This window comes from Hoylesella marshii DSM 16973 = JCM 13450 (genome assembly GCF_000146675.1).
GTDB classification, from domain to species: Bacteria; Bacteroidota; Bacteroidia; order Bacteroidales; family Bacteroidaceae; genus Prevotella; species Prevotella marshii.
Genome location: NZ_GL397214.1, coordinates 2212747 through 2232842 on the forward strand (window position 1 = coordinate 2212747; position 20096 = coordinate 2232842).

Sequence of the window (20096 nt, forward strand, 5' to 3'; positions counted from 1 at the left end):
CGTGAGCAAGGCCGACCCCAACGCGCTCAAAACGACGGTGAATCCTTTTCGGCTGACCAAACGGCAGACAGAGATATGCAACGAAGTACGCAAGAACATAGCCTGCCTCATCGACAAGAAAACGAATGTGATTACCATCAACGTGACTGACACCGACCCTCAGGTGGCTGCTATTCTGGCCGATACCATTCAACGACGGTTACAACAATATATTTCAATATACCGCACACAGAAAGCCCGCAACGACTTGAGCTATGCAAAGAAAATCTTTGCCGAATCCAAAGAACAATACATCAGAGCACAGCGGGTGTATGCAGGCTATGCCGATGCCAATACCGACGTAATTCTGCAATCGTTTCGTTCGAAGCAAGAGGAGCTGGAGAACGAGATGCAACTGCGATTCAATGTCTACCAGCAAGCCGCCCAACAATTGCAATCGGCCAAGGATAAGGTGCAGGAACACACGCCGGCCTTCACCGTCATACAGCAAGCGACGATGCCGTTGAAGGCTTCGAGCATGCCGCGTTCAGCCCTTGTGTTTCTCTTCATGGTGATAGGCGTATTTGTGGATGCCGTTTGGATATTCTTCGGCAGAGACTTGTTCCATCAATTCTGCAGACGGAGATGAGTTTCGCACTGCCATACATTCTGCTGGTAGGTATCTACGGCGGGCTGGGTTTCTGGTTTGAGAAGACAGCAAACCCTATCGTTCGCCGTCGGCTTATCGCCTTTAGTATCGGCATTTTCATGTTCTTCTTCGGGTTTCGCGGCTTTTGCTTCTACGATTGGAACTCCTATTATCCCGTTTTCCAACACTATACACTGCGCGATCTCTTCTCGCTGCCGGTGGAAGATTGGCCGTTTGAACCCGGGTTTACGGTGCTTATGTTGGTATCGAAATCGGTATTCAACAACTACCACTTCTTCGTGTTTGTCTGTACCCTCATCGATACGGTGCTGCTCATGCGGTTTCTGAGGCGACGCGTCAGTAATATTCCGCTCGCATTGATGGTCTGTATCAGCATGAACGGGTTGATACTCTTCACTGATTTGATGCGCAATTCCATCACTATTCTCGTCTTTGCCAATGCCATAGAACTGATAGAACGCCGGCGGCTCATCCCCTACATCCTCTTATGCATCGTGAGTGCCGCCTTCCACATCTCAGCCTTGTTTTACATTCCGCTGTATTTCTTCATCCATCGGCGGCTCAACAAATGGATTTATTTAGGCATCTTCGCCGCGGGCAATATTATTTTCCTGTTTCATATTCCGGTGTTTTTAACGTTGGTAGGTTTCGTTGCATCGTTCATCAGTCCGGCTCTGCAATACAAAATCAGCCAATACACGGAAATGATATCCGGCGCATCTTTCGGATTGAGTATCGGTTATCTGGAACGTCTGTTTACCGGTGTCATCGTGTTTTGTTATCTCAATAAGTTGCGCAACATGAGGGAGCACAACGATATTTTCATCAACAGTCTGTTGTTTTATCTGTCGCTGTTCTTCTTCTTCAGCGAGTTTAAAACCATTGGAATGCGCTTCTCCAACCTCTTTTCTTATGCTTATTGGATTATCTGGCTCGACCTCATCAGGTGTTTTGCCATAGAGAATAACCGCCGGCTCTACCTCGCGTTTATCACCCTCTACTGTCTGTTTAAAATGTATGGCTCGACCAATACCGTTATCGCCCGCTATGACAACGTGCTCTTCGGCGCAGAGCCTTACCATATCCGAGAATACATCTACAACAAAAACTATAATGACATTTAGTGAAATTACATTACTGTTGCTTGCGCTTTGGGTGCTTTGGGACAAACTACTCTTTTGTCTGTTAGCCATCCCTATACGCATATATCAGCTACGTAAACGTCGGCAGACACACGAAGCAGAGTCTGCTTCTACCAATGTTCCCCCATTCGTCGCGGTATCATCCGTTTCTACCTTTAAATACAAGGTATGGAGAGCTACTGTCGATTTCATCCGAATGGCCGACATTCGATTAGGACACCTGCCCTGCATGTGGCTTCGTGCGGCTATTTACAGACATATTTTCCTTGTACGTTTGGCACCAAAAGCCCTTATCCACTATGGAAGTGAAATGAGAGAACACACGAGGCTGGTTATCGGAGCCCGTTCCATTATTGGTGACCATGCTTTACTTGATGCCCGCAACGGCATTGAGATAGGCGAAGATGTGAATATCAGTAGCCATGTACAGATATATACCGAGCAACACGACCATGAGGATGCCGAATTTCGGTGCCGTTCCAACAACGGTTTCAGAGTTATCATAGAGCGCAGGGTATGGATAGGGCCAGGTGCAATCATCCTTCCTAAGGTACATATTGGTGAGGGCGCAGTGGTTGCAGCCGGGGCTGTGGTGACCAAAGACGTTCCTCCCTTTACGATTGTTGCCGGTATTCCTGCCGTTCCCATCAAAGTTCGCAACCAACAACTGACCTACCGGTTGGACGATCATCCGTGGTTTTATTGAGTCCCCTGCATTGATGAACAAGACTTGCATTATCGACGTTTCCGTTATCTTCGTCAATTACAATGCCACCGACATGCTGATAGAAGCGATTCGGTCGGTGATGCAGCATACGCGTGAAGCCCGCTACGAGATTATCGTGGTAGATAACGCGTCGCCCGACGGTGGCGCACAAAGGCTGTCGGATGTCTTCGGCGAACGCATCAACCTCATTAAAAGCAACCGTAATTTAGGCTTCGGCGGTGCCAACAATTTAGGAATGAAGCATGCGCGCGGGCAGTATTTCTTTTTACTCAACCCCGATACGCTGGTACTCAATCCTGCCATCGACCTTTTCTTCCGGTATGCCGAGGCGCATAAGGATGAACCGATAGGCGCATTAGGCTGTATCTTGTTTGATGCCCACTACCGTCCCGCCAACTCCTATCACTACTTTCTCACCCCCCGTTTCCTACTGCTCGAAGCCTTTGGCAAGCATCATCAAGTGCGGTTGCAGGCGATCGATGAGCCGATAAAAGTAGACTTTATCACCGGTGCCGACCTTTTCATACCGCGACGGGCGATAGAGCGTGTCGGCATGTTCGACCCTTGCTTCTTCATGTATTGCGAGGAAGTGGACTTGGAAAAGCGGATGGCCGATGTCGGTCTCGACAGACTGATTATCCCCGGCCCGCAGATTGTGCACTACGATGGCGGTTCCTATCAACCCCAACAGGGGCGTTCGGCACATCGGCGGCTGGCACAAGACCAAAGCAAACTCATCTACATTCACAAGCACTTCGGCCGTTGGTGCTTCCTCGGCTTCAAGGTGCTCTTCCTGCTTTGCCGTATTCCGGCCTATCTCAACCCCCACTATCGCACAGCCGACAACCTCGCTTACCTGAAGATGCTTCTCACTGCGCCACAAACGCCACGCCCATGAAGATACTTTTCATTGACTACATCTTTCAGAAAGGACACGTGCATTTCAACCGTATCCATATCGACAGCCTCAAAGCGCAAGGCTATGAGGTGAGGCTCGCACTGTATGAGGCTATGGCCGCCCAGCTACCCTATACGGCAGATGAATACGATGTGGTGATTCCGCAACGGTATGAGCAACGCGACGGACACCCGTTGCGGAACCGAATCAATTTCTTGCGAGCGCTCCGCTACATCCAATCGCATGTGCGACTGGATGACTACGATAAGCTCATCGTATCGAGCTGGGACGAGGTGACACTCGGACTGTTGCCGTTGCGGCGCGACATGTATCTGATATGCCATGCCAACGCAGCCAACCTCGCTAACCGTGTGAAGGACGGAGTGATTCGACGCATGAACCGTTTGGGCTGCCACTTCATCGTTTTCAACGACTACATGGCCGCCCCATTCGCGGCACACGGCATTCGGCGCGTCCACATCGTGAGCCACGGTTGTGTAGCTCCTTTTACCGACGGTCAGGGAGCCATCCCAGATATATGCAAGGGTTATCGACGCGTGATTTTCCATCCATCGACGAAAGCCGACACAGCGTTTGTAGACGAACTCTTTGCCCACGAAAGGTTGCAACGCTATTTGGCCGACACCGGCACCTTGCTCTTGCTGCGCCACCGGCAACCTCGCTGGGCTGACACAGAGCAGATACGCTTCATCGAAGCGCAGCTAAGCATGGAAGATTATGAACAGCTATTTCTCCATTCCTATCTCATCTTGCTGGCCTATTCCGACGGGTTTGCCTATCAGGTGAGCGGTGTCAGTTACGAAGCGGTGGCCAATCAAAAGCCGATGGCCATCCTGCAACATCCCTCGTTGGACTACTGCAAAGCCTTTTATGACTACGACCCGCGGTTCGCCAATGCAGAAGAACTGCTCGAACTGCTGCAACAGCTCGACCGAACCACCGGCCGATGTATCGTCACGGCAGCAGACCTCACGCCCAACTACAGCTTTTTACGCCATGCCTAACCCTATACAGATTTCCGTCATTATCCCTACGTATCGCCCGGGTGCCTATCTGTGGACGTGTCTCGATTCCTTATGCAGGCAGACGATGCCGGCCGAACGTTTCGAGATGATCATTATATTGAACGGCTGCAATGAACCCTACACCACAGAGATTGCACAATATATCTCCGCCCATCCGCATCATCGCTTCGTCGTTCGGCAGACCGACACGGCAGGTGTATCCCATGCCCGCAACATAGGGCTCGACCTCTGCGCAGGGAAATATGTGGCGATGGTAGACGACGACGACTGGCTCAGTCCCGATTATTTAGCATTGCTCTGGCAGAAAGCAGCGGAAAACAGCATCGTTGTGACCGACGTACAACTGATAGATGATGTGACGGGACAAGAACGGGCGTACTATCTGCACGACGCATTCCAAACGACATTTGCGAAGCGACCCACCTTTTTCACCGCTCGCAGTTTCTTCTCCACAGCATGGGGTAAACTGATTCCCATGCGCGTGATAGCCGGCGACCGCTTCGACACGCGATTCCGCTTGGGCGAAGACGCGCTATTCATGTTTACCATCGCACGACGGGTACAGACGATTTGTGCCACATCGCCCGCAGCCGTTTATTATGTGAGAGAACGCAGCGGCTCGGCCTCCCGTTCACCTTTAGACTATTTCAGTCGGGCGGGCATACTGCTGCGCTTGGCTTGTGCCTACACGACGATTTGGGCGAGGCATCCGCGACAGTATCACTTCCTGTTCTTCGTGTCGCGAATCGTTGCAACGCTTGCCAAATTGTTTCTGATTCGCTACCGTTAAGATGCGCCGATATTTTGAGAAAACACGAAGAAAAAGATGTATTAAAATATACGAAAAACGGATTTTCATCGTTGTAAAGTTATGAATACGCAGAATCTCGTCTCTATCATCATGCCCATGTACAATGCCGCCGCATTTGTCGCTCAGGCCATTGAGTCGGTATTGGCGCAGCGTTATAGCGAATGGGAACTGCTCATCATCGACGATGGATCTACCGATGCATCCGCATCTATCGCCGAAACCTACGTCGGGAAAGATGTGCGCATCCGTCTGTTTCGCAATCCGCACCCCGTCAAGATGCCTTCTGCTCCGCGCAACATGGGACTTTCCATGGCAAAAGGCCGATACATCGCATTTCTCGACAGCGACGACCTGTGGCTTCCCGAGAAACTCGCACAACAGATTCCCTTGCTGCACGACCCGCAAGTGGCCATCGTCTATTCCAACTATGAGAAGATGACAGAAAGCGGCGAGAAGACGGGACGGGTGATAAAAGCCCCGCGACAGACCACCTACAAAGAGCTGCTGAAAGGCAACGTGATTGGTAACCTCACGGGCATCTACGACAGAGAAAAAGTAGGAATCGTGCCCATCCTCAACATTCATCACGAGGATTATGCCATGTGGCTGTCTATCCTGAAACAGGGCTTTATCGCCCGAAACACCGGCACGGTGACAGCACGATACCGATTGCGCGACACCTCCGTCAGCACCAACAAGCTCAAGGCCATCGCATGGCAATGGAGCATCTATCGAAAAACAGAACACATCTCAATAGTAAAATCAGCCGGCTATTTCGTGTGCTACGCTTTCAAAGCACTGATGAAAACACTGTAGTAGCCAACATGCTGCACCTCGCAGCAGACAAGACCGGCTTGCGACAAGAAACAAACAACTATGAAAAGAATCGATCCACTATACATCCCTGATGGTATGAATGAATTTGAACGTAACACCAAACGTATTGTAGATTTCATGATTGCTGCAATTGCCATGCTTGTGTTCTCGCCACTGTTCCTGATTTGCTATATCGCGGTGAAGAGAGAAGACGGCGGCCCGGCCATCTTCCGCCAAGAAAGAATCGGGCGCTTCGGCAGACCGTTCTACATCTACAAATTTCGCAGCATGAGAGTCGATGCCGAAAAACACGGGCCTGCACTCTACGGCCATGAGAAAGACACACGTCTCACGCGGGTGGGGAAGTTTCTGCGCGAGCACCATCTCGACGAATTGCCCCAACTGTGGAACGTCTTCCGAGGCGATATGGCCTTCATCGGCCCGCGCCCCGAACGCCGCTTCTATATCAATCAAATCATTGAAAAAGACCCGCGCTACATCTATCTGTACCAGATTCGCCCGGGCGTCACGTCGTATGCCACGCTCTACAATGGCTATACCGATACGCTCGAGAAAATGCTGCGACGCTTAGAACTCGACCTCTATTACTTGGAAAACCGCTCTTGGCTGCTTGATGCCAAGATTCTCATCAATACTTTCCTGAACATTGCCATCGGCAAGAAATTCTGATTCAGCATCGGAGAATTCCCTCTCATCGCGGAATGATTGCTGTCCGCTAAACTTCTTTCCATTCGTTGTAAGATGATTTTTATAACGGCGGATTCTCCGCTGTTACATCTGCACTTGATTTTATAACGGCGGATTTTCCGCTGTTACATCTGCACTTGATTTTATAACGGCGGATTTTCCGCCATTATATCTGCACTTGATTTTATAACGGCGCATTCTCCGCCGTTACATCTGCACTTGATTTTATAACGGCATATTTTCTGCTGTTATATCTACACTTCATTTTATAACGGCGGATTTTCCGCCGTTACATCTGCACTTCATTTTATAACGGCGCATTCTCCGCCGTTACATCTGCACTTCATTTTATAACAAAAAATTTTATTCTGTTATATTTTTGCATGGAAATACAACAGAATAATTTATTCTCACATAAAAAGAGATTCCGCATCCGGCGAAGTGCCGAACGCGGAATCATGTTTTTCCTGCTAAAGGATGGGGGATTTTCTATCCGCAGTGGAAGTACTCGTTGACGAGCTTCTGAATCTCCTCGGGCTTGTTTTCCACATCTTTGCGCAGGGTGGTGTCGTTGTAATCGCGCAGCTGCTTGATGATACCGTCTATCATACCTTGGCTGAACACGCCGTGCTCCTCGTAAACCTTACGCTGCTTTTCGAGACAAGCGGCCGATGCCACGCAGCTGTCGGGCAGTTGAGAGAGCTTGTTGAGTACACCCTCGTTCTTCTGGTCGTGAATGTTTACGTCTACGTAAGTATTCTTCGCTACCTCCAAAGCATTGGACATCTCGAAACCGTGGCGGCAGGCCACGCAGAGACCGGCAAGGAGCTGATAGATGTCGGCCGAGCAGTCTGAAGAACGAATCTCCACGGTCTGCTTGAACGAACCGTCGGTGTGGTTGGCTTCTTCCAGCGGATTCACCTTGGCACACATGTCTACCGGTGCTGTCCAGCCCAGCGGCACGCGCACGAGCACGGAACGGTTGCGGTCGCCCCAGCATACGTTCGTAGGAGCTTCCTGATGGGGAACGAGGCGGAAGTAAGACGTGGGATTCTTGTTACCGAAAGCGGTGATACTCGGAGCCAAGTCCATCATACCGGCAATCATCTTGCGTGCATCGTCGCTCAAAGCACCGTTGTGCATCATCATGTTCTTGCCGTCTTTCATCATACGCATGTGGATGTGAAGACCCGAACCGGCCCTTCCGGTGGTAATCTTCGGGGCAAACGTAACGTTGAGGCCGTTTTCATAAGCTAAATTGCGGATAACCCACTTGGCAACTGTCAGCTGGTCGGCTGCTTCGCATACGTTTACGGGCAGGAACTCTATTTCGTTTTGCTCATAAAGCAAGCCGTTGAGCTTAAACGTACCTACCTCGGAGTGACCGTATTTAATCTGTCCGCCGGCCTTGGCAATATACGACATGCAGAGTGCGCGGAAATCGTTTGCCTTGGCATAGGGTGCTGACTCGTGGTAGCCGCGCTGGTCGGTGGCCACAAACTCTTCGATATCGGGTTGAATCACGTAGTATTCCAATTCGCCCATCGCCTGATACTCCATGCCGGTCACCTTGGTGAAAGCCTCGGCAGCCTTGGCCAACGTGTGCTCGGGAGCACTGTCGAGCGGATTGCCGTCCTTGTCGAAGTAAGAGCACAACAGGGCGAGTGTGGGTATTTCCGAGAATGGGTCGACGAAAGCGGTGCTGAAACGAGGAAGCACATACAAGTCGCTGCTGCCGGCCTGAATAAAGCTGAAAAGGCTCGAACCATCCACACGTTCACCATAGGTCAGAATGGTGTTCAGATAATCCAAGTTGTTAATAACGAAGTTCAAAGTCTTCAACCGGCCATCACCACCCGGATAAAGGAAATTGACCATCTCGATGTCATTCTCCTTGATAAAAGAAATGATGTCTTCTTTTGTAAACTCAGAAGTAGGCTTATTCAAAAAAGCCACTACTTCGTTAGCACTCATAGCTAATTCTTTGTAGTTCATGATTTGGTAAATTGTTTAAGTCTGTAATTTAGGTTTATTCTGTCGCAAAGGTATAAAAATAAAGTAATACGGCAAAAAAGTTAAGCGCAATTTTCCTTTTATTTTTGTTTTTAATGCCTGAATGTATCAGATTGTCAGAATAAATGATGGAGCGGCATTCGTCGGCATTTCTGAAAGACATCAAGCAGAGGCACCAATTCATATGATATATCGACGGGAGAATTACGATGTCAATGCGTTAGAACGATAGTGCCAACGCAACAGGTAAAACATAGGCTTCTAAAAAGACCGTCCTTCACCACACGTGGGACACAATCCTTTCAACACGTAATTCACACTGCTCAACGTGAAGCCATCGGGCAACGGCACCACGGGTACGGCTATATGTTTCAAACAAAAGGTGCGATGGCACTTCGTACAGTAGAAATGGGTATGTTCAAACTCCACACTGCAATCGCAATCATCGGCACAAACAGCATATTTCAGCGACCCCGACCCGTCGTCGATGGCATGTATGAGCCGGTGGAGCAGGAATAGCGACAAGGTGCGCGATATGGTCGACTTATCTATCGTGGGTAACAAGACCTCGAGCTGCGGCAATGAAACGGCCTCGTCGCCCCGCATCATCTCGCGCAGGATGAGCAATCGCGTCGCCGTGGGTCTGATATCACGCAAGGCCAACTTATCCAAATAGTACTGTTCGTCTGTCATGCTTCTATAGTGCAAATGGTATTTTTGAAACAATAAGAACAAATTCTGTGCCCGGAAACTCCCGCAGTGCAACTCAGAATGTCTCTAATTCCGCGGTATTTGCATTACCCTCATGGCATTGAGCACACAGAGCAAGGCCACTCCCGTATCGGCAAAGACCGCGCCCCAAAGGTTGGCCATACCAAATAAACCCAGCAACATGACGAGCACCTTTACACCTATGGCAAACACGATATTCTGATAAACGATGCGACGGGTGCGACGGCTGATAGCGATAGCCTCTGATACTTTTGAGGGCTGGTCTGTCTGTATGATAACATCGGCCGTTTCTATAGCCATGTCTGCCCCTAATCCTCCCATTGCTACACCTACATGGCTGAGTGCCAGAACAGGTGCGTCATTGATGCCGTCGCCCACAAAAGCCACGCGCAATCCCTGTTTCTTCAGTGATTCTATATGAGCTACTTTGTCGGCGGGTAGCAGATTGCCGTAACTGTTTCCGATACCTAAGTCTGCCGCTACTTCCTCCACGAGCGCTTGTTTGTCACCCGATAAGATATGGATATGCGAAAGTCCAAGGCCACGGAGCTGTTTGATGGCTCGCGGAGCGTCGTCTTTTGGCTGATCGCTCAGGATGATATGGCCGCGATAAATGCCGTCGCAGGCGCATGCTATCAGCGTCTCGGCAATATCTGTCAAGGCTTTCGGGTAGTCCACTGCCTCTCTCTCCAACAGGCGGAGTGTACCCACGAGCCATCGGGAACCGTTGGCTTCGGCCGTCAGTCCGTAACCGGGCACGTCTTTCACCGTCACTTCCACGTCGCCGTTACCCACTGCTGCTATCACACGGGCGATAGGATGGTTGCTCTGTTGCTCAATGGCCGCTACCACATCCAGCTCTGCCGGAGTCAGCCCCTCGATTTGCCGGATGGAGAAAGTACCGGTGGTCAACGTACCGGTCTTGTCAAACACCACTGCGTCTACCTCCGTCATGGCATCCAGACTGTTGCTGCCCTTGAACAAGATGCCGCGCTTCGAACCTGTACCTATACCGGCAAAGTAGCTCAAAGGCACGCTGACAACCAACGCACAGGGGCAAGAGATAACAAGGAATACCAATGCACGATGAAACCATGTAGCAAAAGCATAGTCTGCCATGCCGCCGACCATCGATACAACCCACGGCAACACCACGGTGAGTGTGGCCAGAGCAATGACGATGGGCGTATAGATGCGGGCAAACTTACGGATGAAAAGCTCCGTAGGTGCCTTGCGTTCCTGTGCTTCCTCTACCATCTTCAGGATGCGCGACACGGCACTTTCGCCTGCCGGACGCACAACGCGGAGCCTCACAAGACTGTCTGTCGCTATCATGCCGGCCAACACTTCGCGGCCTGTTTCTATGAGGCGGGGTACGCTCTCACCGGTCAATGCCGCCGTGTTGAACGATGCATCGGCCGTCAGCAACACTCCGTCGAGGGGCACACGCTCACCGGCCTTCACTTCTATCGTATTGCCTACCGCTACCTCTTCGGGGCACTTCTTCACGCGTTGCCCGTCTTCCATCACAACAGCCCCCTCCGGCTTAAACGCCACAAGGCTACGGATATGCTCTCGGGCACGGTCTGCCGCCCTGTCTTGCAACATCTCTCCCACGCAGTACAGTAACATCACGCCCACTGCCTCGGGATATTCGCCGATACAGAACGCACCGATAGAGGCTATCGTCATCAGCATGAACTCGCTGAAGACATCGCCTTTCAAAGCCCATTCCACGGCCTCTTTTATCACGGGAATACCTACCGGCAGATAAGCCACCACATACCACACGAAAGCAAATACGGGATGAGCAAACCCCGACACCCCGACCCACGAGGCCACAAGCCCCGTCGTCAGCAGTCCGGCCGACAACCATAATTGCCATGCTTTCAAACCTTCTTCCTCTTCTTTTTCTTCTGTTGCCATATCTTTTTTTTCTTCTTTATTGCAAAGATAGTAAAAAAACGGCTGCAACTCGGTTGCAAACATCATCTGACACTTGTTTTCTCTGCCGATATATTTCCCCGCATCCACTTTCCCTGCGGCAAAAGCAGCCGGCAGGCCATCCGAACCATCATCCCCTTTCGTTCAACTCCTTTCGCTCATGGAAGCAGATGGGAAAAATCGCTGTCAGCCATCGTCATCCATCGCAGACCATAGAAAAACACACCATCACTCATCATCTTCTACAGACACCGATAAATAACCTCCCTTTTTAATATCGAAAACTACGGCCGATGATAGTTAAACCAATTATTTAGTATCGAAAACCACGGCCGACGATGGTTAACCAATCATTTAGTATCGAAAACCACGGCCGATGATAGTTAAATTAATTATTCAGTATCGAAAACCATGGCCGATGGTGGTTAAATGCCTAAAATAGTATCATCGGCCACGGCCGACGCAAATAAAACTTAATAAGAACCATCGTCGGCCATGGCCGACGATGGTAAATTGATCATTATGTATCGGAATCTACGGCCTCTGACGGTTAAATCAATTATTTAGTATCGGAAACCATGACCGACGATAGTTAATTAGACAATTCAGTATCAGAAACTACGGGCGCCGATGGTTAAATGTTTAAAATACCATCGGCGTCCATGGGCGCTGCAAATGAAAGTTAATGTAAAGTATCGGAGTCCATAGGCGCGGGTACTAAAAATCAGTAGGAAGTAATCGCACCGATGGGCGAATAGGGAATCATCACTCGCGAACGATGATTTCTCATGGCGAATGGAGGTAAAAGGCGGGAGAAACGGGTGGCGGGCACCCGTGAGGATGGGTGAACGTGAAAACGAGTATCATGCGTGTGGCACGATACTCGTCGGGGGGGTGCTGTAGCGTTGGAATTAGCTCTGCAAGGGTGTTTGGAGTTTCATGTCCTGTATGAATGATTCATGTTCGGATAAAACGATCATTCCGAACCCGCGTAATGAAAGGATTTATTCCCGATTGGAGCTGATGGCAAGGCCTATCGTTTTCGGCTACAATCGGGCATACGGTCAGAACGGATAGCCGATGGCGAGGTGCAAACTATGACTGTCTTTGAAGCTCGGCATGTTGTAGAAGCCTGATTTATACGGCACATGCAACCCCACGCCCCAGTCTATGCGCAACACGAAGAAGTCGAGGTCGTAGCGTAGTCCTAAGCCTGTGCCTAATGCCATATCCGCAAGCAGGCGTTTTGCTTTGAAAGTAGATTGAGTGCGATACCCGTCGTTGCGCAGTGCCCATACGTTGCCGGTATCGAGAAAAATGGCACCATAGAGGTTGCCGAAGAGGCGCGGACGGTATTCTATGTTGGCTTGAAACTTGATATCGCCGGTATGGTCGAGATAGGCCATGCGGCTATTGTCTGTATGGTATCTGCCGGGACCGATGCTGCGCACACTGAAAGCACGTATGCTGTTGGCACCCCCCACGTAGAACTGTTCGCTATACGGAACGGCTGAGGAGTTGCCGTAACTCCACGCGATGCCGGCATCGGCGTATGCCACCACCTGTGAGCGTGCTCCCACGCGCCATGTTTTGCGCAGCGCGGTTTCAATTTTAACGAATTGTGCATAGGGGTTTTTGAACAGTCGTTTGTTTTTCGTTGCCCATTTTCTGCCGCTGATGATGTAGCCCAACGACAGGAGGTTGGCCGATTCGCTCACCATGGCTTCCCATCTGATGGGGTTGGCATAGTTGGCCGGACTTGTATAGGTGTAGGCATAGCGCATCTTTGGAATCAACTGGTCGGCCATGGAGACCTTGAGGTAAGGGTTATTTTGCTCCAATCGGATGTATTCCGCGCTGCGCGAGGTCATGAACTCGTATTGTAGGATGAGGGGGCTGACCTCGTGGAGAGATACGGGATTGGGTTGGAAGTTGTAGGTGAGTTGTCCTGCCACGATGTGACGTTTGAAGTAAACGGCACGGTTAATCACCTCCGTAGATGCTTTCAGCACGGTGGAAGGCGTGGTGTAAAACGTGCGTTTGTGGAAGAAAGGCAGCAGCAGGCGCGGCAATTCCAGCGACGCATCTCCACCATAAGAGTAGGAATGAAGTCCCGACTTTGCGCCATCGTTGCGGCGGCCTATCTGCCAATCGTAGGAACCTTTGAGGTTGATGTCTAACTTCTCGCCTCCCCGGAACGCATTGCGCTTCGTGAAGCCTACCACTAATTCAGGTCCCAAGTAGCCGCTGGTTTTGCCTTTCATGTTGGTTTCCACGTAGAAATCGTAGGGTTTGTCGAGCAGACAGTTGAGCGCGAGGTCGAGCGTATCGCAGGTTTGGGAACTGTCGCGCGGGGTGAATTGGAAGTCTACCATGGCAAATACAGAGTTGCTACCCAGTTTGTTGGCCGACTGCAGATAGTTGTCGTAGCTGTATAGCTGTCCGGAATGGAACTTGAGGTTGTTGATAAAGATACGGGCGCGTAGCTTAGGCCGGCGGCCGTTGTAGTGGATGGTGAGGTCTCGGCGGCGGGTAGAATCTCTCAGCACTTCGCCAAAAGACTTCCGCAGGCTCAGGTCTATTTTGCCGATATACCACTTGCGCTTGGCTATCTCTGGGATGCCACCGGCCAATTGAAAGTGCAGCTGCACTCGTCCGGGCACCATCAGGGTGTCGGCCAAATAGGAAGAATAACCGGGTTGATAGTAATAAAAGCCGTTGTTACGGAACAATGTACTGATGCGGTTACGCTCTGCGTCGAGCGAAGCCACCTCGAACGCATCGCCCCGCTTTATGATTGCCTCTTTGCTCGTACTGTCCAAGAGATGGCGCGCAACGGGAGGAAAGTTCAGATACTCTATGGAATCGAGTGTAAAGAGGTGTCCCAAATCCACGGTATAGCCTATCTTGCTCTTGCGTGGATTCTGCTGCGGAACCTCTTCGTAAAGCACATAACCGCGGAAATAGCCATGATTCCGCAATACCGATTGTGCCACCGAAGCACGAAGCGCAGGGTTTACCCAACTCATCAGAACGGGAGGCTTACCAAACGAACGGGTCATCCATTTGGCAAACATCCCGCGGCTCTTCCCAAACGCATTCCATATCCATAGACTAACGGGAAAGGGAGTGCGATAGTAGCTACTGCCAAAGAGCGCACCATTGGGTGCAGTAGCGAGGGCTGCTTCTACCTCTTCTTGCGTTTGCTCTGCGTGACGGTTTTTCTCATAGTTCCTGTATTCTATCTTCTTGAGTCCTACGAAAAGGCGGTCATCCTCGGGTATATTGCGGGTAGAGGAGCATGCCGAAAGGTAGAGCATGGCGATACAACACAAGGTTGGGTACACCTTATAATATATATAGAAACGGTTATTTTTCATTCGTTTTCGTATTTATCGTATCGGGTTCTACGGGGGGAATTTCTTGCTTATCGCTTTTGAAGCGCAAGATGTCGCGGAAGTGTTGCAGCTTACGTCGCCAGATGAAGCCGCCACCATACTCACCCACATTGCCTTCGAGCCAATCGTAGCTGTTGCGGTTGTAGAACAGTTTGACGTAGCGGTTGGAAGTGGCACCGAGACGATACTCGAAGGCTACGTTGTCGAAGAAGGTGTTGTTCTGGTTGTACACGTCGTTGCCGGTAGAAACCTTGCCACCCACGACGATACGCAAGCGGTTGTTCCAAAACCTCTTGGCGAACTTGAAAGAGTAGTCGGTGTGTATGCTGCCCGATGCGTCTGTGGAGTTGTCCATGCCGAAACTTACATCGAGCGTGCGAAGAGCGTTGCCCGATATGGTGTTGATTTGGCTGTTGAGGAACGCGCTTAGTGCACTGTTCATGGTGAAGTTGTTGGTATTGCCATCGGTAAGATACATGCCGGTGGTAAGCATGGTGACAGCTAATTTGCTCCGTTCCTCTTTCGTCATGGACTGAAGTTCGGTATGCAGTGCCACATCTTCGGGAGCGTCGATAATAAACTCCAAGCCCATATTGGCAAGGGTCTTGGTAATGATGACACCACAAGTAAATGTGACCATCCTTGTGTTCACTCCGTCGGTCGATACACCTGCCTTTACCTCTTCGGTAGCAGTGATATTGAGCCGTGGATTCATCGGGTCTCCGGAAAACTCGATATAGCTTCCATCCTGTATCGTAAACGTTTTCAGCGGGATAACGGGTAGAGAGTATTTCATTTCGCCGTTATTCAGCGTATACTTTCCTGTAAGACGGATGTGGTCTGCAACATTGTATTGCATACGCAAATCGCCGCCTCCCATGAGGTCTACATAGTTAGACTTATCGGTATTGAGCGCACAGAGCACGCGTGCTCCTGCATCAATACTCATGGAGACATCCATATTGAAGCCCGTTAATGGCGGACGGTCTACGACGAGAGCCGTAGAATCGGCGAAGCTCGTAAACTTAACCAATTCGTCTAACTGGTTATCTGTGGTCAGAGGGGAGTCTCTCAGAATGTAGGTAAGGTCGGTTGTACCTAGCACATCAAGCTTACCCTTTAAGGATAGGTTATCCAGAGGACCGCGCATCCGTCCGAAGAAATTGACGAATGCTTTGCCGAAGGCTTCGGAACGGGTGCTCTCCTTAGCATCTATCAGTAGGTAGTTGGCAGCCCTCATACGCAGGTCGAGGGTCATACGCTCTGTATTAGAGAAGTCTAACTCTCCGTAGGTAGTGAGGGGACTGTCGTTGTGAGCATACATATTGAAGTTCTCAAAGAGCAGGTGACTGTTGACGATGCGCACGGGGTCGTCGTCGAATCGCAGCTCTATGCCATAGGCTTCGCTCACCATAAAGGCCGAATCGAGTAGCACTTCACCGTTTACCTGTGGACGACTCATCGTGCCTTTCACGTCTATTTCGCCCTCGGCATATCCTTTGAATCCTATGAGATGGTCGGGGATGAATCCATTGACCATCGACAGCGGCATGTGGTTCAGACCGAGCTTAGCATTGAGCAATCCGCCACTCTTCGTATCATAAATGCCGCTCAAAGTACCCACCTCGCGACCGTCGCTATAGAGGAAGCCATCGATGGCATGCGAACCGTCGGTGCGTGGAGTATAGACAAACTCGGTACTCACATTGCCCATCAGGCTCTTTTCATACGATAGGTTCTTGACTGAAATGGCCGACGAGATAGAGACATCTGTCTTTGTTTGTATGACGTGAAAGTCACCGTTCATCACACCGGACATATCCGGAGTATAAGGGATGACGGACATCACCTTCTCTAAATCGAAACTGTTCAGTGAGACGGTTATATCTTGCAGGACATCGTGGTTGTCATCATTGGTATAGACCTGCACACCCGTACCATCGTCGGCACGCAACTTCACATTGGCCGATACGCGACGGTCGTCGGAAAGGTACACGTAGTTGCTGTCGTTCACATGGAAAGTCTTATAGCCCAATATGGCTGTGGAGTCGCTTATCTGTAGCCTCATGCCGTTAGGTTCCACAGAAGCAGCGAGGTCGATACCGATACCCAGCTGACCTTTGCCGTCGTAGAGACGCGATGTGAGCGACGCTCCTTTTTCATGGAGTGCACCATTGAATAGCGCATTAAACACGTATTGCTTGTTTTTCTTGTTGTTGCGCACCTGCCCCTGATAGCTCATGCCATGGGCATCGGACAGGATGTTGAAGCGCACGGTGTCGAGCTGCACACTGTCTACCGTAAGGGCTTCGATGTATGCATCGCCGTTGAGACCCGCCACGGGCGACGAGGTCATGTTGATGCGTGCGGCTTGCCATTCACAGCAATACCGTCGCAACATCTTTACAAACATATTGTCGTTGCCGGCCGTCAAGTAGAGATGTGCCTGCGGAAGCCGCGCACGGAAGCGTTCTTGGTCGATATGTCGTGCTTTCAGTTGCCGTCCCACCTCCTGCCACAACAGGTTGCCCTGCTTCATCAACCGTCGGTATCCGCCCCGCGCATTGAGTTCTATGTGGAAATCGCCACAGTCGGCCTTGGCATAGGTGGTATCCCGACGGGTCATGGCATCGAGCACGATGTCTTGTGGGCGGTGGGGTTTCTCCTTTTCATATACCGTGAGGTCGCTCATCAATCCCTGCACGCGGTAGTATTCATTCATATCGGAAGCCATGTCTACATGGGCACAGAGTGAGACGACGAGTGGCTGCTCCGTAAGTCGGAGGTGGTAGAGGTCGGCCTTCTTCAGGTCACAGGCCAATGTGCCTTGCACGTTCTTTCTTCCTAACAAAGCAGAGAAGTCTATCCTGCCATCAAGTAAAGGATTATGGCTATCGACACTTACCTGTGCTTTCCCGCCCGACAGGCCAATGTTGGCCTGCATACCGTCGAGCTTCCAGCGGTCATAAGTAAACGAGGTGATGCGTGCCCTGCCCGTGAGTCGTGTGTGGGGAGAGAGCATATCGGTGCCTTTCCCCTGCACTTCCATGTAGCCCGAGAAGGGGTGCAACGCCCTATCTGGCAAGAAGTGCTGCAAGGGTAGCCGATGCGCTGTCAGGTGGGCGTTGTAGGTCATCGTGCGGGTATCTATGTTTGCCGTGCCCTGCAATCGTCCTCCACCCTCATTTGCATGGAAAGTGGCAGCGTAGCGCGTGCCGTCAGCTTTCAGACGGGCGGTAAGTCCGATGCCACGGGGAATGCGCAACTGTTGCATAAGGCTGCGGTCGAGTAAGGTAGTGGCGAAGCCGATATCGAGGGTTTTAAGGTCGAGGGATACGTCGGCTTTCAGTCGCTCGGGGGTAGTGGGATGAACAACATATCCGTTGGCACGCAGATGGAAAGCCGTGGGGAGGTTGGCATGGATGCCCACAATGTCGATGCGTTGCAGGTTTCCTTTCAGCAACCCTTGCACCGTGAGCGGGTAATTGGGGTAACGGCGACGGAAGTCTTTCGGCAAGCTACCCATGAACATGAGGAGGTCTTGCTTGCCCAAAGCACCGTGGAAGCGGGCGTAGAACTTACCCGGATGGTGCTCCGCAAAGGCATTCATGTCCATCTCAAAGCGTGCCTGAAACGACGATTCCGGCGTGCGAATCTGCAAGGCGGATAGAGCGATGCGAGTTGAATCGATCGATACGCGACCGGCCAATTGGCTGATACGAATGCCGCTCTTCTCACGAAACGTGCACGAGCGCAGTGAGAAGTCAAGTTTTGGGGCGAGGTAGGCGAATGAGTCTATGCCGATAGCGATGTCGTTGAGGGCGAGGTGGTTGGCATCGAGGCCGGCCTGACGGGGGGCGAAACGGCGATCGCAGGTGAGTTGTCCCTCTGTCCAATCAAGGCTTTTCACGTTGTAAGCCCCTTTCAGGAGGTCAAAGAGTCCGTTTCGCACTGCCACTTTGCCCAGATAGGCCGCAATTTGCAGCGTATCGCCCGGGGTATGTAGCGTGATGCGACTGTCGGCGATGTCGAGCTTTTCAGCCATGATTTTCCACCGGTTCTTGCTTTCCGAGGTGTCGGGAGGTACGGTGTCGCTCAGTGCCACGCTGATATTAGCTCCCTTCAGTTGTGCGGTATTCACCTTCAGCATCTCCCCCGTGAGGTCTATGCCATGGCTTTCTATGAAGAGACGTGCCACAGTGCCCCGAACACGAGCCTCAGGCACAAGGTCGACGGTGTTGAACTTCACGTGGTTGAGTTCCAAAGCGTCTATCTCCACCTGCTGATGGAACAACGGCAGCAAGCGTACATCTACCACCATGCGCTCCACATCGGCCACAGTATCTTTTACCTGCGGCAACGAATCGTTCTGCTGCAGTATCTTCACGCCTTCTACCGAGAGGTCTAAGGGAAAGGAGAGGTTGACGCGTTGCACCGCCACATCCCATTCTGTTTTCGTGGAAACGTAGGCCGTTACTTGCCTTACTGCCCAATTCTGAATGGGCGGGATGTAGAGCAACACCACCAATATAAAGAAAAGCAGGACGGGAGCCAAAACTATGCAACTGCCCCACTTGATGTATTTATTCATACGCTTCTATCTTCTGTATCGCGCTAACGTGTTGCGAAGATTCCGACTGCAAAGTAAATGCTTTTTCCCGAAGAAATGAAACTTTCTCCCGTCTTTTTGCCTCACCGCCCGTCTGTGCATGCTATATGGGTGACGAATGAAAAAGGATAAGTGACGGACTGATGTATGCTTAGTGTCGTACTGAGGTACCCTTAGTGTCGTACTGAGGTACCCTTAGTGTCGTACTGAGGTAGCCTTAGTGTCGTACTGAGATACCCTTAGTGTCGTACCGAGGTAGCGTTACCCCCTTGTGGTTCCTATCTCTTTCCGTCACGTAACTTTTCAGAGTTGTAAAATGACGATAGATAAGTCGGCATTCGTTCCCCATACAGATGCCGTTTGTACCGCGTACAGATGGCGTTTGTACGAGGAAAGGTCGGCAACCTTTCTCGGTGCAAATCGTATCGGTTGTTGGATTCTGTCGCACTTACAGCGCTCCATTTGGGAGAACGTTCGATACCCAGCGCTGTGCGCTGTGCTGATATATCGCGCTCTTGCAGGGCTTGCATTATACTTCGTTTCATGACAATAGGCTATTCGTACACCCCGAAAAGTGACTTTTACAAAGTTTATCCTTGCCTC

At 50.9% G+C, this 20096-nt stretch carries 12 protein-coding genes and 1 pseudogene; 8 read left to right on the forward strand and 5 right to left on the reverse strand.

The features are described from left to right. The 8 genes and pseudogenes from HMPREF0658_RS09105 to HMPREF0658_RS09140 all read left to right on the forward strand — a co-directional run. A pseudogene (locus HMPREF0658_RS09105) lies at positions 1–628 on the forward strand (chain-length determining protein); the annotation flags it as partial. Beyond that, entirely contained in the window at positions 625–1773 is a 1149-nt protein-coding gene (locus HMPREF0658_RS09110; RefSeq protein WP_006950360.1) for an EpsG family protein, read from the forward strand. The pseudogene HMPREF0658_RS09105 and the gene HMPREF0658_RS09110, both read left to right, overlap by 4 nt. Next, positions 1763–2497, forward strand: a complete 735-nt coding sequence (locus HMPREF0658_RS11955) for an acyltransferase (protein WP_006950361.1) — start codon at positions 1763–1765, stop codon at positions 2495–2497. The genes HMPREF0658_RS09110 and HMPREF0658_RS11955 overlap by 11 nt, the downstream gene beginning before the upstream one ends. A 13-nt stretch (positions 2498–2510) precedes the next feature. Next, a complete protein-coding gene (locus tag HMPREF0658_RS09120) occupies positions 2511–3416 on the forward strand; it encodes a glycosyltransferase family 2 protein (protein WP_006950362.1) in 906 nt (301 codons plus the stop codon). After that, a complete protein-coding gene (locus tag HMPREF0658_RS11695) occupies positions 3413–4441 on the forward strand; it encodes a hypothetical protein (RefSeq protein WP_006950363.1) in 1029 nt (342 codons plus the stop codon). Before HMPREF0658_RS09120 ends, HMPREF0658_RS11695 begins: the two co-directional genes overlap by 4 nt. After that, positions 4434–5252 carry a glycosyltransferase family A protein gene (locus tag HMPREF0658_RS09130; RefSeq protein ID WP_006950364.1) on the forward strand — a complete coding sequence of 273 codons (819 nt, stop codon included), beginning with the start codon at positions 4434–4436 and terminating at the stop codon, positions 5250–5252. Before HMPREF0658_RS11695 ends, HMPREF0658_RS09130 begins: the two co-directional genes overlap by 8 nt. Before the next feature lie 81 nt (positions 5253–5333). After that, positions 5334–6089 (forward strand): glycosyltransferase family 2 protein, encoded by a 756-nt coding sequence (locus HMPREF0658_RS09135; protein ID WP_006950365.1) that lies wholly within the window; start codon positions 5334–5336, stop codon positions 6087–6089. Between the two features lie 60 nt (positions 6090–6149). After that, positions 6150–6779 carry a sugar transferase gene (locus HMPREF0658_RS09140; RefSeq protein WP_006950366.1) on the forward strand — a complete coding sequence of 210 codons (630 nt, stop codon included), beginning with the start codon at positions 6150–6152 and terminating at the stop codon, positions 6777–6779. Positions 6780–7286: 507 nt separating this feature from the next. Here HMPREF0658_RS09140 and HMPREF0658_RS09145 read toward each other — a convergent pair. The 5 genes from HMPREF0658_RS09145 to HMPREF0658_RS09165 form a co-directional block, all read right to left on the reverse strand. Continuing rightward, positions 7287–8792, reverse strand: coding sequence for a glutamine synthetase family protein (locus tag HMPREF0658_RS09145; RefSeq protein WP_006950367.1), 1506 nt, complete (start codon positions 8790–8792; stop codon positions 7287–7289). A 279-nt stretch (positions 8793–9071) separates the two neighbouring features. Beyond that, positions 9072–9503, reverse strand: a complete 432-nt coding sequence (locus HMPREF0658_RS09150) for a Fur family transcriptional regulator (protein WP_006950370.1) — start codon at positions 9501–9503, stop codon at positions 9072–9074. Between the two features lie 84 nt (positions 9504–9587). Continuing rightward, entirely contained in the window at positions 9588–11468 is a 1881-nt protein-coding gene (locus HMPREF0658_RS09155; protein ID WP_040557871.1) for a heavy metal translocating P-type ATPase, read from the reverse strand. 1082 nt (positions 11469–12550) lie between these two features. Further along, on the reverse strand, positions 12551–14866 hold the full coding sequence (gene tamL, locus HMPREF0658_RS09160; RefSeq protein WP_006950375.1) for a translocation and assembly module lipoprotein TamL: 2316 nt from the start codon (positions 14864–14866) through the stop codon (positions 12551–12553). Further along, positions 14856–19475, reverse strand: a complete 4620-nt coding sequence (locus HMPREF0658_RS09165; protein WP_006950376.1) for a translocation/assembly module TamB domain-containing protein — start codon at positions 19473–19475, stop codon at positions 14856–14858. The genes tamL and HMPREF0658_RS09165 overlap by 11 nt, the downstream gene beginning before the upstream one ends. Between the last annotated feature and the right edge of the window lie 621 nt (positions 19476–20096).

Bases quoted from the DNA above. Each gene is read 5' to 3' on its own strand.
- HMPREF0658_RS09110 (WP_006950360.1), top strand. From the start codon at position 625: ATGAGTTTCGCACTGCCATACATTCTGCTGGTAGGTATCTACGGCGGG.
- HMPREF0658_RS11955 (WP_006950361.1), top strand. From the start codon at position 1,763: ATGACATTTAGTGAAATTACATTACTGTTGCTTGCGCTTTGGGTGCTT.
- HMPREF0658_RS09120 (WP_006950362.1), top strand. From the start codon at position 2,511: ATGAACAAGACTTGCATTATCGACGTTTCCGTTATCTTCGTCAATTAC.
- HMPREF0658_RS11695 (WP_006950363.1), top strand. From the start codon at position 3,413: ATGAAGATACTTTTCATTGACTACATCTTTCAGAAAGGACACGTGCAT.
- HMPREF0658_RS09130 (WP_006950364.1), top strand. From the start codon at position 4,434: ATGCCTAACCCTATACAGATTTCCGTCATTATCCCTACGTATCGCCCG.
- HMPREF0658_RS09135 (WP_006950365.1), top strand. From the start codon at position 5,334: ATGAATACGCAGAATCTCGTCTCTATCATCATGCCCATGTACAATGCC.
- HMPREF0658_RS09140 (WP_006950366.1), top strand. From the start codon at position 6,150: ATGAAAAGAATCGATCCACTATACATCCCTGATGGTATGAATGAATTT.
- HMPREF0658_RS09145 (WP_006950367.1), bottom strand. From the start codon at position 8,792: ATGAACTACAAAGAATTAGCTATGAGTGCTAACGAAGTAGTGGCTTTT.
- HMPREF0658_RS09150 (WP_006950370.1), bottom strand. From the start codon at position 9,503: ATGACAGACGAACAGTACTATTTGGATAAGTTGGCCTTGCGTGATATC.
- HMPREF0658_RS09155 (WP_040557871.1), bottom strand. From the start codon at position 11,468: ATGGCAACAGAAGAAAAAGAAGAGGAAGAAGGTTTGAAAGCATGGCAA.
- tamL (WP_006950375.1), bottom strand. From the start codon at position 14,866: ATGAAAAATAACCGTTTCTATATATATTATAAGGTGTACCCAACCTTG.
- HMPREF0658_RS09165 (WP_006950376.1), bottom strand. From the start codon at position 19,475: ATGAATAAATACATCAAGTGGGGCAGTTGCATAGTTTTGGCTCCCGTC.